This is a genomic window from Pseudomonas svalbardensis (genome assembly GCF_030053115.1).
Taxonomy (GTDB): Bacteria; Pseudomonadota; Gammaproteobacteria; order Pseudomonadales; family Pseudomonadaceae; genus Aquipseudomonas; species Aquipseudomonas svalbardensis.
The window spans coordinates 4,111,587-4,125,368 of record NZ_CP125619.1; the positions used below are offsets into that span (position 1 = coordinate 4,111,587).

Here is a 13,782-nt window from a genome sequence, read left to right on the forward strand (position 1 = left end):
ACGCAGGCTACCCAACTAGTTCATCCTCGAACCTTATGGGTGCCTGCGAGTCCAACCGGCATCTTGTTGATGATGGCGTGATGATGCTGCGAGTTATAGCCTTGAGCCTTACCCTCTTTACCGGCTTTGTACAGGCCACTGTCCTGCAACGCCCGATCACGTTGGACACCGGCACCGGAGAGCTTTTCGGCTCGTTATTGTTGCCCAAGTCCGACACGCCGGTACCGGTTGTCCTGATCATTTCCGGCTCCGGTCCTACGGATCGTGACGGAAACAACCCCGACGGCGGACGCAACGACAGCCTCAAGCGTCTCGCTTGGGTACTGGCCAAACACAACATCGCCAGCGTGCGTTATGACAAACGCGGCGTGGCGGCGAGCCTTGCAGCGACCCCGGATGAACGCAATCTGTCGGTGGAAGCCTACGTGGCCGACGCCGAGGCCTGGGGCCAAAAGCTCAAAACCGACCCGCGTTTTGGCCAACTGATCCTGCTGGGCCACAGCGAAGGCGCCTTGATCGCCAGCCTCGCGGCGCCGAGCCTGGACGCCGCCGCGGTCATCTCCATGTCCGGCAGCGCCCGACCGATCGATCAGGTGCTGCGCCAACAATTGAGCAATCGCCTGCCGCCAGCACTGATGCTGCGCAGCAATGAACTGCTCGACAGCCTCAAGGCCGGCCACACCGACGACAACGTGCCGCCGCAGTTGCAGGTGATTTTCCGCCCGAGCGTGCAGCCGTATCTGATTTCATTGTTCCGCCAGGACCCGGCGGCGGCGTTCGCCAAGTTGAAGATGCCGGCGCTGATCATCCAGGGCAGCAACGACATCCAGGTCGGCGTCGGTGACGCCAGGCTGTTGAAGGCCGCCAAACCGGACGCCGAGCTGGCGCTGATCGAAGGCATGAACCACGTCATGCGCATCGTGCCCAACGATGTAAAACGGCAATTGGCCTCTTACAAGGATCCGCAATTGCCACTGGCGGCCGAACTCGGGGCGCGAATCCTCGGGTTTATTGACGGACTTCGCACCAGTTAAGCGGCGTTTGCCCTCCAGTCCTGAAAAAAACGGCCGATAAGCCTTTGTCGCCAGCGCTATGACTGGCGGCAAGCAGAGCTTGCACAGGATCTCGCCGTTATGACTGATACCCAGACTTCACCCGACACCACTGCTGAAAAAGACGCACCACCAGTGGTCGAGCTGCCGTGGGCGGACGTCCACGCCGAGCACCACAAGATGCTCCGTCTGGCGCCATTGCAAACCGACCGCAACACCGGTGGACGGCCGCTGCGCTTTGTTGAATTCGGTTACGCCGAGCGCAACAACAAGGAACACAGCCTGATGCGCATGAGCATTTCGCTGCCCGGCCAGCGTGTGCGCAAGGAACAGAATCATCTGGACGTGTGGGTCGATCACGCCACCAAGCGCGTGCATTTCGGGCCTGACAGCGGTTTGCAGATCGAACCGATGAACCGTGGCATCGGTCGCTTCATGGCCGCTCAGGGTATTACCTGGGCGAAAAAGAGATGGCCCGGCTACACCGTCGACGGCACAGACCTGAACAACAAGGATGCGCTGAACGAAGACACTCGCCTGCGCCGCGATCATTTTTTGCGGATGCATGGTTTCGACGTGATCTACGCCGACGCCCAGCATTTGAAGGGCAGCGTCAAAGAAGTACAGGTCGGCGACCTGTTGGGTGACTGGAGTACGGGGAAATTGCAGGTCGTGGAAATTCTTGAGGCGGCGCAGATGCTCCAGCAAGCCGAGCAAAATCTGGCCGAGCAGGAAGTCAAACTCAAGAAACACGAAGAAAAGGTCAGCAAGTACAAGCGCGAAGACACCGGGCTGCGTTTTACCATTACCTGCCTGGTGGCGCTTGCGGTGTTTCAGGCGGGGTTGTTGATCTGGATTGCTACGCACCGCTGACTGATCGTTCCCACGCTCTGCGCGGGAACGATCATTGCGGGGTTAAACGCGGGAAGCGAACAAGGCCTGATGATCACGGCACTGTTCCGCCGTCAGCATGAATACACCATGCCCACCGCGCTCGAAATCGAGCCAGGCGAAGTCGACTTCCGGGTACAGCGCCGAGACGTGAACCTGGCTGTTGCCCACTTCGACAATCAGCAAACCCTTCTCGGTCAGGTGATCCGCCGCTTCGGCGAGCATGCGACGCACCAGGTTCAAACCATCATCACCGCAGGCCAGGCCCAGCTCCGGTTCGTGCTGGTATTCGTCCGGCATGTCGGCGAAATCTTCCGCATCGACGTAAGGCGGGTTTGACACGATCAGGTCGAAACGCTGACCCGGTAAACCATCAAATCCATCGCCCTGCACCGTGTACACCCGCTCATCGACGCCATGGCGCTCGATGTTCTGGTTCGCCACTTCCAGTGCTTCGAACGACAGGTCGGCCAGCACCACTTCGGCGTTCTGGAACTCGTAGGCACAGGCGATACCGATGCAGCCGGAACCGGTGCACAGGTCGAGAATCCGCGCAGGTTCGGCACCCAACCACGGCTCGAAACGCTTTTCGATCAGCTCGCCAATCGGCGAACGCGGGATCAATACGCGCTCATCGACAATGAACGACATGCCGCAAAACCACGCTTCACCCAACAGGTAGGCGGTAGGAATGCGTTCTTCGATACGGCGCTTGAGCAAGCGTTGCAGGTTGACCAGCTCGTCTTCTTCCAGATTGCAGTCGAGGTAGCTGTCGGCGATTTCCCACGGCAAGTGCAAGGCACCCAACACCAACTGACGCGCTTCGTCCCAGGCGTTGTCGGTCCCATGGCCGAAAAACAGATCCTCCCCATGAAAGCGGCTGACGGCCCAACGGATATGGTCACGCAGGGTACGAAGTCGGGAAGTGATCACGGGGCAAACTCCAAAAAAAACGACTGGCGATTCTAACAGCCAAAACGCGTCTCGACGACGCGGGAAAACGACCGGGACGAATGTAGGACTATTCTATTTTTTCGGCCGGCTATTGAACAAAACGGGCCTATTGACAAGGCTGCGAGCCAGCAAAGACGGCGCCTACGATGGTAGCGATTCACAGAAGCGCTCAGCCAGAGGACAATGTCGCAAAAGCCCCACTCGAAGGAGCCCCAGAATGTCCGTTCCAAAAACGATGTTTCAACTCAGCGGCCGCGGTTATGCAGCTGCCGTTCTGAGCCATGCGACCCTTGTCATCATCGATGCCCAGAAAGAATACCTCAGCGGCCCGTTGGCTCTGAGCGGCATGGATGCTGCCGTCGCGAACATCAAGCAACTGGTGGCCGCTGCCCGTGCAGCCGGCCGGCCGATCGTCCATGTCCGCCACCTCGGCACCGTCGGTGGGCTGTTCGATCCACAAGGTGAGCGCGGTGAGTTCATCCCGGGCCTGGAACCACAGGGCGACGAAACCATCATCGGTAAATTGCTGCCGAGTGCGTTCCACGGCACCGAACTGCTGGAACGCCTGCAGAATCTCGGCTCGCTGGACCTGATCGTGTGCGGTTTCATGAGCCACTCCAGCGTCAGCACCACGGTGCGCGCTGCGAAGAACCTGGGCTTTCGTTGCACGCTGGTAGAAGACGCCTGCGCGACTCGCGACCTGCCTTACAAGGGCGGTGTGTTGAGCGCAGACCACGTTCAGCAGACCGAAATGGCGATCATGGCGGACAACTTTGCCACCCTCGCGCTGACTCACGAACTGATCTGATCGACGCTCGATGAGCGGTCCATGCCGCCGCTCATCCGCAAAAGCCTATCATTTGCTGTAATTGCCTTAGCCTCAGGAACATCCCGGTCAACTCCCGGTCGAAGGGCCGATACCCATTGAGGAAGGTCGGAATGAAGTTATCCGATGGTTTTGACGCTCGCCGCTTGCGGCCCAAAGGCCAACGCAACTGGCGTTTTCGAATCGGCGCGGCATTTGCTGCCCTGCTGTCGATGTGCGGTGTGTTGCTGGCGATGGCAGGCATAGCCAGCCTGCTTGGCCACGCACCCGCCTTAGGCGAGTTGAATACCAACCGGGTCGGTTCGGCAGTGATTCTGGCGATTGGCCTGTTTGTGCTGTACCTCGGCGTGTGGCTGTGGCGTCGCTGCCGTCGCCGCTCGCGGCAGTCGCAAGAGCTGAACATCTCCCCGCACTTGATGAAAAAGCACGACTGAGCCGAGCGTTGCGCGTTTTCTCGCGCCCCATTCGCCTCGAGTTGGGTAAACTGGCCGCCCTTCGCGGAGGCTGACATGCAAGACGACGATTTTTCCCTGTTCAAAAGCGCCGTCAAAGGCGTCAAGCCGATCAAACACGATCGCGCCGAAACCGGCAAACCCAAAGCTGATCGCGCGCAAATCGCCAAGTTGCGTCAGGCCGCCACCGTGCGCACCGACGCCACCACCGTTGACGGGCTGTCCGATCAGTTCGTCATCGATGTTGGCCCGGAAGACGAGCTGATGTGGGCGCGTGACGGCGTTCAGGAAAGCCAGATGCGCAAGCTCAAGATCGGACAGATTCCGTTCGAAGGCAGCCTCGACCTCCATGGCATGAGCGTGGAAAAGGCTCGGGAAACCCTCTGGGCGTTTCTGGCCGAAGCGACCAAATTCGAAATCCGTTGCGTGCGCGTCACCCACGGCAAGGCCGTGCGTCTGGACGGCAAGCGGCCGATGATCAAAAGCCACGTCAACACTTGGCTGCGCCAACATTCGCAGGTACTCGGCTTCACCTCGTGCCAAGCGAAACACGGCGGCGCCGGAGCGGTTTATGTGATGCTCAAACGAACCATGATGGAAGGTCGCGACGAGTAAAGCCGACGCGCCACGCTTGCAGCGTCGTGTCCGCCACCGTACCCTTGCCCTTTGCGTAAAATCCCACAGGTAGTTTCATGTCCCTGGAACAGAATTACACCGCGATTCTCGGCCAATTGGGCGAGGACGTCTCCCGCGAGGGCCTGCTCGACACGCCAAAACGTGCCGCCAAAGCCATGCAGTACCTCTGCCGCGGTTATGAACAGACACTGGAAGAGGTCACCAACGGTGCCTTGTTCAGCTCCGACAACAGCGAAATGGTGCTGGTGAAGGACATCGAGCTCTACTCGTTGTGCGAACACCACCTGCTGCCGTTTATCGGCAAGGCTCACGTCGCCTACATCCCGAGCGGCAAGGTATTGGGCCTGTCGAAAGTCGCGCGGATCGTCGATATGTACGCCCGCCGCCTGCAGATCCAGGAAAACCTCAGCCGCCAGATCGCCGATGCGGTCCAGCAAGTCACCGGCGCCCTGGGCGTTGCGGTGGTCATCGAGGCCAAGCACATGTGCATGATGATGCGCGGTGTGGAGAAACAGAATTCGTCGATGATCACTTCGGTGATGCTGGGTGAGTTCCGCGAAAACGCGGCCACCCGCAGCGAGTTTCTCAGCCTGATCAAGTAATTCGCGGCAGAAGAAAACCGGCATTCATCGCCGGTTTTTTTTCGTCTGTGAAAAATCAGGTAAGCTGCGCGCCTTCTGTTTGCCCCTGTGAGGCTTATACCGTGTTCGTTAAAGCGCTTCGTGTCGGCCTTGGCCAACTGATCATCTTCATCGACTTCATTACCCGCCCAGGCAAAAAGCAGCGCCCCGCCGCCGCTCAGGCTCAGGTCGAAACAGCCGCCAAAGACCTTACCCTGTATCAGTTCCACGCCTGCCCGTTCTGCGTGAAAACCCGCCGCACCCTGCGCCGCTTGAACGTGCCGGTGGCGTTGCGCGACGCGAAGAACAATGAACAGGATCGCCAGACCCTGCTGGAACAGGGCGGCAAGATCAAGGTGCCGTGCCTGCGCATCGAAGAGAATGGCCAGACGACCTGGATGTATGAGTCCAAGGTGATCATCGATTATCTGGACAAGCGGTTTGCCGCAGCCTGAAGCCGTACATATCTCGGAAAAAAATAAACCGGCCCATTGGCTAATGCCGATCAGTTAAGCTAAACGCGATCCGTAGCAGCTGGCGAAGCCTGCGTTCGGCTGCGCAGCAGTCGTGAAATCAGACGATGCGGTGTTTCAGGAAGACCGCAAACTCAGGTTTTACGACTGCTGCGCAGCCGAACGCAGGCTTCGCCAGCTGCTACGGATTGTGTTGTTCCTTAACTGATTGCCATTAGGCCCATTGGCCGGTTTATTTGTTTTTGCACCCTTCGCACCAGCAGCCTCAAGCCGCTTTTGCCGCCTGGGCCTGACGCAGCACCGCTGCCAGCCTTTTGAGCCCTTCGTCCAGCCGTGCCGGGTCGATGTGACTGAAGTTCAGGCGCAAATGCCCCGGATTGCTGTCCGGTTCGGGGAAGAACGGCTCGCCCGGCATAAACGCCACATCCGCTGCCAGTGCGGCCTTGAGCAACGTACGCGTGTCCAGCGGCTGCTTGAGAGTCAGCCAGAAAAACAGCCCGCCCTGCGGCACGTTCCAGTCCGCCAAATCAGCAAAATGCGTTTCCAGAGCTGACTGGAACGCGTCCCGACGAACCCGGTAGAAGTCCCGCAGCTCGCTCAAGTGATGCTGGAATTTCTCAGTGCCGATCCACTGCAACGCTTGCCACTGGCCCACGCGATTGGTGTGCAGGTCGGCCGATTGCTTGAGTTTCAGCAAGTGCGGAAAGAGATCCGGACTGGCGATCAGATAACCGACTCGCAGTCCGGGCAACAGGGTTTTCGACACGGTGCCGGTGTAGATCCAGCTGGCCTTTTTCAAGCGACTGACAATTGGCGTGGCGCTGCCACCGTCGAAAGTCAGCTCGCGGTAAGGCTCGTCTTCGATCAAGGTCACGCCGAACTCATCCAGCAAGGCTGCCACGGCATCGCGCTTGGCCTCGCTGTAGCGCACGGCTGAAGGATTCTGAAAAGTCGGAATCAGATAGATGAACGCCGGACGGTGTTTTTCCAGACGAGCACGCAGCTGCGCCAGGTTCGGGCCATCAGCCACCAGCGGGACAGTGATGCAGTCGGCGCCAAACAGCTGAAAAATCTGCAAGGCCGCCAGATAAGTCGGCGCTTCGATCAAAATTTCGGTGCCTTTGTCGATGTACAGCTTGGCCGCCAGATCGAGGGTTTGCTGGGAACCGCTGACCACCAACACCTGACTCGCCTCGCAGGGTACGCCCAACGCCCGTGCCTCTGCTGCCAGCGCTTCACGCAGCGCCGGCTCACCTTCGCTCATGCCGTATTGGCCCATGGACAACGGCATGTCGGCCCACTCTACTTTCGGCAGCATGGCTTCAGCGGGCAAGCCGCCGGCGAACGACATCACTTCCGGGCGTTGGGCGGCGGCGAGGATTTCACGGATCAAAGAACTTTTAAGACGCGAGATGCGTTCGGAAAATGCCATGGAGTCACCGGTAGCGAGGCCTGAGAAAAATGAGTCAAACTGCTTGACCGAAATTACGACAGACCGAACGGATACGTCAATATGCTTGACCTTAAAAACCCCGCGACTCAGCAACAAGCGATGGAAGCGTTTTTCTTCGGTTACCAGGCTTTCACTGCGAAGGCCGACGAAATGCTCGAGCGTCGTGGCTTGAGCCGGGTGCATCAACGCATTGTGTTTTTTATCGCCCGCTACCCGAACCTGAGTGTCAAGGAACTGCTGGCATTGCTCGGGGTGACGAAGCAGGCGCTGAACATTCCGCTGCGTCAATTGGTGGAAATGCATCTGGTGAACAGTGTCGCGTCCCAGACCGATAAGCGTAAGCGGTTGCTGGAGCTGACCGACGATGGCGCGCGTTTCGAGCAGTCATTACGCCGTGAACAGGTGAAATTGCTGGAGCGGGTGTTTGCCGAGGCTGGGGAGACGGCGGTGAATGGGTGGCTGGCGGTAAATCTGGCTTTAGGAAAAAACCAAGTCCTCGCAGACTGATCGTTCCAATGCTCTGCGTGGGAACCATCGTCTATAGCCGATATATCCCGATCAACAAACTTTTCGTCTACAAAATCAAAAACATTATTTGCTTTATTTGTATACAAAAGCATAATCCACTTCGTGCGAGTTCCTGACCAAGCAGTCAACAAATTCGCAAGCACCTCAAAGGGTCGCTGCCACCCTCATGGGTCCGGCCCTGGAAATAACAATAAAACTCTTGAGGAGTATTCGCTGTGGAAAGCCGCAAATCCGAAGCCCCGACGCTGGAACTCTCGCCGCCATTACGCAATGGCTGGCTGGAGCGCATCTTCAAACTCAGCTTGCATGGCACCACGGTGAAGACCGAGTTGATTGCCGGTCTGACAACCTTCATCACCATGGCCTACATCATCTTCGTCAACCCCAACATCATGGCCGACGCCGGGATCGATCACGGTGCCGCGTTCGTCGCCACCTGCATCGCCGCTGCGCTGGGTTGCCTGTTGATGGGTCTGTATGCCAACTGGCCGGTCGGCCTGGCGCCGGGCATGGGCCTCAACGCCTTCTTCACCTACACCGTGGTCGGCACCATGGGCTACAACTGGGAAACCGCCCTTGGCGCGGTGTTTGTTTCCGGTGTGTTGTTCATGTTTCTGACTTTTTCCCGAATCCGCGAATGGCTGCTCAATAGCATCCCGGTGAGCTTGCGCTTTGCCATGGGCGCCGGCGTGGGCTTGTTCCTGGGGCTGATCGGCTTGAAAACCGCGGGCATCGTGGTCGACAGCCCGGCCACCCTGATCAAGCTCGGCTCCCTGCGCGAACCTGGCCCGCTGCTGGCCGCCATCTGCTTCCTGATGATCGCCGTGCTCAGTTACCACAAAGTGTTCGGTGCGATCCTCATCAGCATCATCACCGTGACCCTGGCCGGTTGGGGCCTGGGCCTGGTGCATTACGAAGGGATCATGTCGGCCCCGCCGAGCCTGGCTCCGACCTGGATGGCCATGGATGTCGCCGGCGTGTTCAACATCAGCATGATCAGCGTGGTGCTGGCCTTCCTCTTCGTGCACATGTTCGACACCGCCGGCACCTTGATGGGCGTCGCCCAGCGCGCCGGTCTGGTGAATGCTGACGGCAAGATCGAAAACCTCTCCCGCGCCCTGAAAGCCGACAGTGCGTCCAGCGTATTCGGTGCGGTGGTCGGCGTTCCGCCGGTTACCAGCTACGTAGAAAGTGCTGCGGGTGTAGCCGCTGGTGGTCGGACTGGTCTTACCGCTGTGACCGTAGGTGTGCTATTTATTGCCGCAATGTTTTTCGCACCGCTGGCTGGCATGATCCCCGCTTACGCAACCGCCGGTGCGCTGATTTATGTGGCGATGCTGATGATGGGCGGTATGGCGCACATCGAATGGGACGAAGCGACCGACAGCATTCCGGCGATCGTTACCGCGATCATGATGCCCCTGACCTTCTCGGTCGCCGACGGCATTGCCCTGGGCTTTATCACTTACGTGGTAATGAAGGCCTGTACCGGTAAGCACAAGGAAATTTCCATCAGTCTGTGGGTGCTCTGCGCGATCTTCATCGCCAAGTTCATTTTCTTGTAAGCCGTCTACGTTTCAAAAACAGTGTTTCAAAACAGCCTCACCCCGTCGGGTGAGGCTTTTGTGCAAATGGAGGAAAGTGATGAGTCTGGAAACCTGGCTACTGTTCAGCGGCGCTGCGCTGGTGGTAATCCTGATCCCGGGGCCACTGTCTTTGCTGATGATCAGCAACAGTCTGAATTACGGTTTGCGCCGTTCTTACCCGGCGTTTCTGGGTGGCGTGATTGCGTCGATCTGCTTGCTAAGTGCGTCGGCGCTGGGCTTGGGCGCCTTGCTGCTGGCATCGGAACAGTTGTTCAGCACCCTGAAGATCGTCGGGGCGCTGTACCTGTTCTATCTGGCTTGGCAGAGCTGGCAGCAATCGCGGCTGCCCTCCCATGGCGCTGAAGTGCCCCAGGCTGCGCCGGTTCCACGCTTTCGCGCACTGTTCGGGCGCGCGTTTATGTTGGGCGCCAGCAACCCGAAAGACATTCTGTTCTTTGCCGCTTTCCTGCCGCAGTTCCTCAGTGCCGAGAAGCCGTTCCTGCCGCAGTTGCTGGTGATGATTGCGACCTGGACCGTGCTGGATTTGCTGTGCAAGTTGGCTTATGGATTAGGTGCACACGGGGCGGCGCGGTATCTGCGCAGTGGAAGGGGTCAGAACTGGTTTAATCGGGTGAGTGCGGGGTTGTTTAGCGGGGCTGGTGCGGCTTCGTTGTTGAGCCGTTAAAAGCAAAAGCTTCGCGAGCAAGCCCGCACACACATTGGATCTCTGCCGGTCACAAATAATGTATTCGCAGAAGATCCAGTGTGGGAGCGGGCTTGCTCGCGAAGGCGTCATCAGCAACACCACATATCTCAGGACAAAAAAAAGCCCGCAGTGTGAGCGGGCGAAAGACCAAAGAAGCTATATGCGCAGGATTCTGGGGGGAAAGTCCTAGCTTCCTCTGTAGGTCGAATAGCTGTACGGCGAAATCAGCAACGGCACGTGGTAGTGATCCTGCTCTGCTGAGATGCCAAAACGCAGCACCACCACATCCAGGAACGCGGGTTCTGGTAGCTGAACGCCACGGGCGCGGTAGTAATCGCCCGCATGAAACTGAACCTGATAGACCCCGGAACGGTAGTCATCGCCTTGCAGCAGCGGTGCATCGACCCGGCCGTCACTGTTAGTGACTGCTGTGGCCACCAGTTCCAGCTGCGAACCTTCAACGCGATACAACTCGACCTTGATCGAGCTGCCCGGGCAACCATGTGCAGCGTCTAAAACGTGAGTAGTCAAACGTCCCATTGATTCTGCGCGCCTGCCTGCATGGAGCAGTCAGGCCTCGCGCCTCCCGAAGTCAGTTGAAAAGGAGACCGCACCGATTCGGAGCACGAAACGCTGCGGCGAGCGACTGATTAAGACACTTTTAACAAAAATTGTACACAATAAAAACAACATATTTACTGCTATCCCAGTCATTCAGGGATTCCCGCCGAATCTGCCACCGAGCCACAGGGCCAGAGGACCTTCCATCCATTAACTGACCAATCAGGCAGGTTTTTTGCAATAACATGTGAAGATGACAGTCAGTGAAAAATGCAAAAAAACAGGCTTACAAAGTGGATATAAAGTTGTATACAATCAGCCCATCGCTGTGACGCCAGCCTGTCATCAAACCGCCAGGCCGCCACACAACCCTGACCTTGAACAAGTCGAACGAATAAGAAGGAAGACTGCAGTGAGCGCTGACTACCCACGCGACCTGATCGGTTACGGCAGTAACCCTCCTCACCCACACTGGCCGGGCAATGCCCGCATCGCCTTGTCCTTCGTGCTCAATTACGAAGAAGGCGGCGAGCGCAATATCCTGCACGGCGATAAAGAATCCGAAGCCTTCCTTTCGGAAATGGTCTCGGCGCAGCCGCTGCAAGGCGCTCGCAACATGAGCATGGAATCCCTTTACGAGTATGGCAGCCGCGCCGGCGTCTGGCGGATTCTGAAACTGTTCAAGGAATTCGACATTCCGCTGACCATCTTCGCCGTGGCCATGGCCGCCCAGCGTCACCCGGACGTGATCCGCGCGATGGTCGATGCCGGCCACGAGATCTGCAGCCACGGCTATCGCTGGATCGACTACCAGTACATGGATGAAGCTCAGGAACGTGAGCACATGCTCGAAGCGATCCGCGTCCTCACCGAAATTACCGGCGAGCGCCCACTAGGCTGGTACACCGGCCGCACGGGCCCGAACACCCGTCGACTGGTGATGGAAGAAGGCGGTTTCCTCTACGACTGCGACACCTACGACGACGACCTGCCCTACTGGGAGCCGAACAACCCGACCGGCAAGCCGCACCTGGTGATTCCGTACACGCTGGACACCAACGACATGCGCTTCACCCAGGTTCAGGGCTTCAACAAGGGCGACGATTTCTTTGAATACCTCAAAGACGCATTCGACGTGCTGTACGCCGAAGGCGCCGAAGCGCCGAAGATGTTGTCGATCGGCCTGCACTGCCGTCTGATTGGCCGTCCGGCGCGTCTGGCCTCGCTCAAACGCTTTATCGAATACGCTAAAAGTCATGAACAGGTGTGGTTCAGCCGTCGCGTCGACATCGCTCGCCACTGGCACGAAACCCACCCGTACCAAGGGACCGCGAAATGAGCCACTTCCAAACCCTGAAGCCCTCGACCCTGAGCCGCGACGCCTTCGTCGCTGCCTTCGCCGACATCTACGAACATTCGCCATGGGTGGCCGAAAAGGCCTTCGACCTGGGCCAGGACGCTTCGATCGACGAGATCGAAACCCTGCACCAGCGCATGAGCGACATCCTGTTGAGCGCCGATCACGCAAGCCAGCTTGAGCTGGTCGTCGCTCACCCGGACCTGGCCGGCAAAGCTGCCGTCCAGGGCCAGCTTACCGCAGCCAGCACTGAAGAACAGTCTGGCGCGGGTATTCACCAATGCACGGCCGAAGAGTTTCAACGCTTCACCGAGCTGAACGACGCCTACAAAGCCAAGTTCAAGTTTCCCTTCATCATGGCGGTAAAAGGCAGCAACCGGCATCAGATCCTCGCGGCGTTCGAAACGCGCATTCACAACCCGGAAGACACCGAGTTCAAATGCGCGCTGGCGCAGATCAACAAGATTGCGTTGTTCCGATTACTGACCCTATAGCGAGCAGCCCTTGTGAAAAGCCCGGGCGTTTAAAACGCGAAGACCCAAGGGCACTGCAAGCATCCCAAGCCAACTAATTAAAGGCAGACAAGAAGAATGAAAGCTTACGCCGTACCTTTCGAGAAGTTCGTCAACCTGGCCGACGCCCGCCTGGGCACCAAAATCATCTCGGTCACCGATGACTGGTTCGCTGATGCCAACCGCCTGTTCCAGCCGACCCCGGCTGTGTGGAAGGAGGGCGTATTCGATGACAACGGCAAGTGGATGGACGGCTGGGAGTCGCGCCGCAAGCGCTTCGAAGGCTACGACAGCGCCGTGATCCGCCTGGGCGTACCGGGTTCGATCAAAGGCGTGGACATCGACACTTCATTCTTCACCGGCAACTTCCCGCCATCGGCCTCTCTGGAAGCCTGCTTCCTGGCCTCGGGCGAGCCGGATGAAAACACCCTGTGGACTGAAGTGCTGTCGGCCGTCGAGCTGCAAGGCAACAGCCATCACTACCACGAAATCAACAACGACCAGGCGTTCAGCCACCTGCGTTTCAACATCTACCCGGATGGTGGCGTGGCCCGTCTGCGTGTTTACGGTGTTCCGTTCCGCGACTGGTCCGCTGTGGGCGACAACGAGCAAGTTGATCTGGCAGCAGCCCTGAACGGTGGCCGCGCCCTCGCCTGCTCCGACGAACACTTCGGTCGCATGAGCAACATCCTCAACCCGGGCCGTGGCATCAACATGGGCGACGGCTGGGAAACCGCACGTCGCCGTACGCCGGGCAATGACTGGGTCATTGTCGCGCTGGGTCATGCCGGCGAAATCGAGAAAGTCATCGTCGACACCCTGCATTTCAAGGGCAACTACCCGGACACCTGCTCGATCCAGGGCGCGTTCGTGAAGGGCGGCACCGACAGCCAGATCGAAACCCAATCGCTGTTCTGGCGCGAATTGCTGCCGGCGCAGAAACTGGAAATGCACGCCGAACACACCTTCGCCGAGCAGATCAAGGCGCTGGGCCCGATCACTCACATCCGCCTGAACGTGTTCCCGGATGGTGGTGTTAGCCGCCTGCGAGTTTTGGGCAAGGTAGCAAAATAAGCGTCGTCTCCAATCGCCAGCAGGCTGGCTCCCACAGGGGAATGCACTCCAAATGTGGGAGCTAGCCTGCTAGCGATGGCAATAGAACAGACAACAACGAA

The 13,782-nt window shown here is 58.5% G+C and carries 16 protein-coding genes; 13 read left to right on the plus strand and 3 right to left on the minus strand.

Annotation, left to right across the window (positions count from 1 at the left end; translation table 11 throughout):
- The first annotated feature begins 35 nt into the window (after positions 1-35).
- On the plus strand, positions 36-1,034 hold the full coding sequence (locus QFX16_RS18965; RefSeq protein ID WP_283180898.1) for an alpha/beta hydrolase: 999 nt from the start codon (positions 36-38) through the stop codon (positions 1,032-1,034).
- A 99-nt stretch (positions 1,035-1,133) separates the two neighbouring features.
- Entirely contained in the window at positions 1,134-1,925 is a 792-nt protein-coding gene (locus tag QFX16_RS18970; RefSeq protein WP_283180899.1) for a hypothetical protein, read from the plus strand.
- A gap of 42 nt (positions 1,926-1,967) precedes the next feature.
- On the opposite strand, the gene prmB is transcribed toward QFX16_RS18970, so the two are convergent.
- The gene (gene prmB / locus QFX16_RS18975) at positions 1,968-2,876 is read right to left on the minus strand and encodes a 50S ribosomal protein L3 N(5)-glutamine methyltransferase (RefSeq protein WP_283180900.1); all 909 of its coding nucleotides are present in this window, start codon (positions 2,874-2,876) and stop codon (positions 1,968-1,970) included.
- Between the two features lie 238 nt (positions 2,877-3,114).
- Here prmB and QFX16_RS18980 point away from each other — a divergent pair, with 238 nt between their 5' ends.
- The 5 genes from QFX16_RS18980 (at position 3,115) to QFX16_RS19000 (ending at position 5,886) form a co-directional block, all read left to right on the plus strand.
- Positions 3,115-3,705: a cysteine hydrolase family protein gene (locus QFX16_RS18980; protein ID WP_008146122.1), complete on the plus strand. Its 591-nt coding sequence runs from the start codon at positions 3,115-3,117 to the stop codon at positions 3,703-3,705.
- 131 nt (positions 3,706-3,836) lie between these two features.
- A complete protein-coding gene (locus QFX16_RS18985; RefSeq protein WP_033057147.1) occupies positions 3,837-4,157 on the plus strand; it encodes a hypothetical protein in 321 nt (106 codons plus the stop codon).
- A 75-nt stretch (positions 4,158-4,232) separates the two neighbouring features.
- Entirely contained in the window at positions 4,233-4,790 is a 558-nt protein-coding gene (locus QFX16_RS18990; RefSeq protein WP_283180901.1) for a Smr/MutS family protein, read from the plus strand.
- A 77-nt stretch (positions 4,791-4,867) separates the two neighbouring features.
- The gene (gene folE / locus QFX16_RS18995) at positions 4,868-5,413 is read left to right on the plus strand and encodes a GTP cyclohydrolase I FolE (protein WP_003204506.1); all 546 of its coding nucleotides are present in this window, start codon (positions 4,868-4,870) and stop codon (positions 5,411-5,413) included.
- A 101-nt stretch (positions 5,414-5,514) separates the two neighbouring features.
- Positions 5,515-5,886: a glutathione S-transferase N-terminal domain-containing protein gene (locus QFX16_RS19000; RefSeq protein WP_046047502.1), complete on the plus strand. Its 372-nt coding sequence runs from the start codon at positions 5,515-5,517 to the stop codon at positions 5,884-5,886.
- A 283-nt stretch (positions 5,887-6,169) separates the two neighbouring features.
- On the opposite strand, the gene QFX16_RS19005 is transcribed toward QFX16_RS19000, so the two are convergent.
- Positions 6,170-7,336 carry an aminotransferase-like domain-containing protein gene (locus tag QFX16_RS19005; RefSeq protein ID WP_283180902.1) on the minus strand — a complete coding sequence of 389 codons (1,167 nt, stop codon included), beginning with the start codon at positions 7,334-7,336 and terminating at the stop codon, positions 6,170-6,172.
- Positions 7,337-7,417: 81 nt separating this feature from the next.
- Between QFX16_RS19005 and QFX16_RS19010 the strand changes: the two genes are divergently transcribed.
- From QFX16_RS19010 to QFX16_RS19020, 3 genes are all read left to right on the plus strand, one after another.
- Positions 7,418-7,864: a MarR family winged helix-turn-helix transcriptional regulator gene (locus QFX16_RS19010; RefSeq protein WP_283180903.1), complete on the plus strand. Its 447-nt coding sequence runs from the start codon at positions 7,418-7,420 to the stop codon at positions 7,862-7,864.
- Positions 7,865-8,100: 236 nt separating this feature from the next.
- The gene (locus QFX16_RS19015) at positions 8,101-9,450 is read left to right on the plus strand and encodes an NCS2 family permease (RefSeq protein ID WP_439900091.1); all 1,350 of its coding nucleotides are present in this window, start codon (positions 8,101-8,103) and stop codon (positions 9,448-9,450) included.
- 79 nt (positions 9,451-9,529) lie between these two features.
- Positions 9,530-10,156: a LysE family translocator gene (locus QFX16_RS19020; RefSeq protein ID WP_283180904.1), complete on the plus strand. Its 627-nt coding sequence runs from the start codon at positions 9,530-9,532 to the stop codon at positions 10,154-10,156.
- Between the two features lie 207 nt (positions 10,157-10,363).
- On the opposite strand, the gene uraH is transcribed toward QFX16_RS19020, so the two are convergent.
- The gene (gene uraH, locus QFX16_RS19025; protein ID WP_111449004.1) at positions 10,364-10,717 is read right to left on the minus strand and encodes a hydroxyisourate hydrolase; all 354 of its coding nucleotides are present in this window, start codon (positions 10,715-10,717) and stop codon (positions 10,364-10,366) included.
- A 433-nt stretch (positions 10,718-11,150) separates the two neighbouring features.
- On the opposite strand from uraH, the gene puuE reads away from it, so the two are divergent.
- The 3 genes from puuE (at position 11,151) to alc (ending at position 13,681) form a co-directional block, all read left to right on the plus strand.
- Complete coding sequence (gene puuE, locus QFX16_RS19030) at positions 11,151-12,077, plus strand: allantoinase PuuE (protein ID WP_149629406.1); 927 nt, start codon at positions 11,151-11,153, stop codon at positions 12,075-12,077.
- Positions 12,074-12,589 (plus strand): 2-oxo-4-hydroxy-4-carboxy-5-ureidoimidazoline decarboxylase, encoded by a 516-nt coding sequence (gene uraD, locus QFX16_RS19035; protein ID WP_283180905.1) that lies wholly within the window; start codon positions 12,074-12,076, stop codon positions 12,587-12,589. The genes puuE and uraD overlap by 4 nt, the downstream gene beginning before the upstream one ends.
- Before the next feature lie 96 nt (positions 12,590-12,685).
- The gene (alc, locus tag QFX16_RS19040; protein ID WP_283180906.1) at positions 12,686-13,681 is read left to right on the plus strand and encodes an allantoicase; all 996 of its coding nucleotides are present in this window, start codon (positions 12,686-12,688) and stop codon (positions 13,679-13,681) included.
- The last annotated feature ends 101 nt before the right edge of the window (positions 13,682-13,782 follow it).

Bases quoted from the DNA above. Each gene is read 5' to 3' on its own strand.
- QFX16_RS18965 (WP_283180898.1), top strand. From the start codon at position 36: ATGGGTGCCTGCGAGTCCAACCGGCATCTTGTTGATGATGGCGTGATG.
- QFX16_RS18970 (WP_283180899.1), top strand. From the start codon at position 1,134: ATGACTGATACCCAGACTTCACCCGACACCACTGCTGAAAAAGACGCA.
- QFX16_RS18980 (WP_008146122.1), top strand. From the start codon at position 3,115: ATGTCCGTTCCAAAAACGATGTTTCAACTCAGCGGCCGCGGTTATGCA.
- QFX16_RS18985 (WP_033057147.1), top strand. From the start codon at position 3,837: ATGAAGTTATCCGATGGTTTTGACGCTCGCCGCTTGCGGCCCAAAGGC.
- QFX16_RS18990 (WP_283180901.1), top strand. From the start codon at position 4,233: ATGCAAGACGACGATTTTTCCCTGTTCAAAAGCGCCGTCAAAGGCGTC.
- folE (WP_003204506.1), top strand. From the start codon at position 4,868: ATGTCCCTGGAACAGAATTACACCGCGATTCTCGGCCAATTGGGCGAG.
- QFX16_RS19005 (WP_283180902.1), bottom strand. From the start codon at position 7,336: ATGGCATTTTCCGAACGCATCTCGCGTCTTAAAAGTTCTTTGATCCGT.
- QFX16_RS19010 (WP_283180903.1), top strand. From the start codon at position 7,418: ATGCTTGACCTTAAAAACCCCGCGACTCAGCAACAAGCGATGGAAGCG.
- QFX16_RS19020 (WP_283180904.1), top strand. From the start codon at position 9,530: ATGAGTCTGGAAACCTGGCTACTGTTCAGCGGCGCTGCGCTGGTGGTA.
- uraH (WP_111449004.1), bottom strand. From the start codon at position 10,717: ATGGGACGTTTGACTACTCACGTTTTAGACGCTGCACATGGTTGCCCG.
- uraD (WP_283180905.1), top strand. From the start codon at position 12,074: ATGAGCCACTTCCAAACCCTGAAGCCCTCGACCCTGAGCCGCGACGCC.
- alc (WP_283180906.1), top strand. From the start codon at position 12,686: ATGAAAGCTTACGCCGTACCTTTCGAGAAGTTCGTCAACCTGGCCGAC.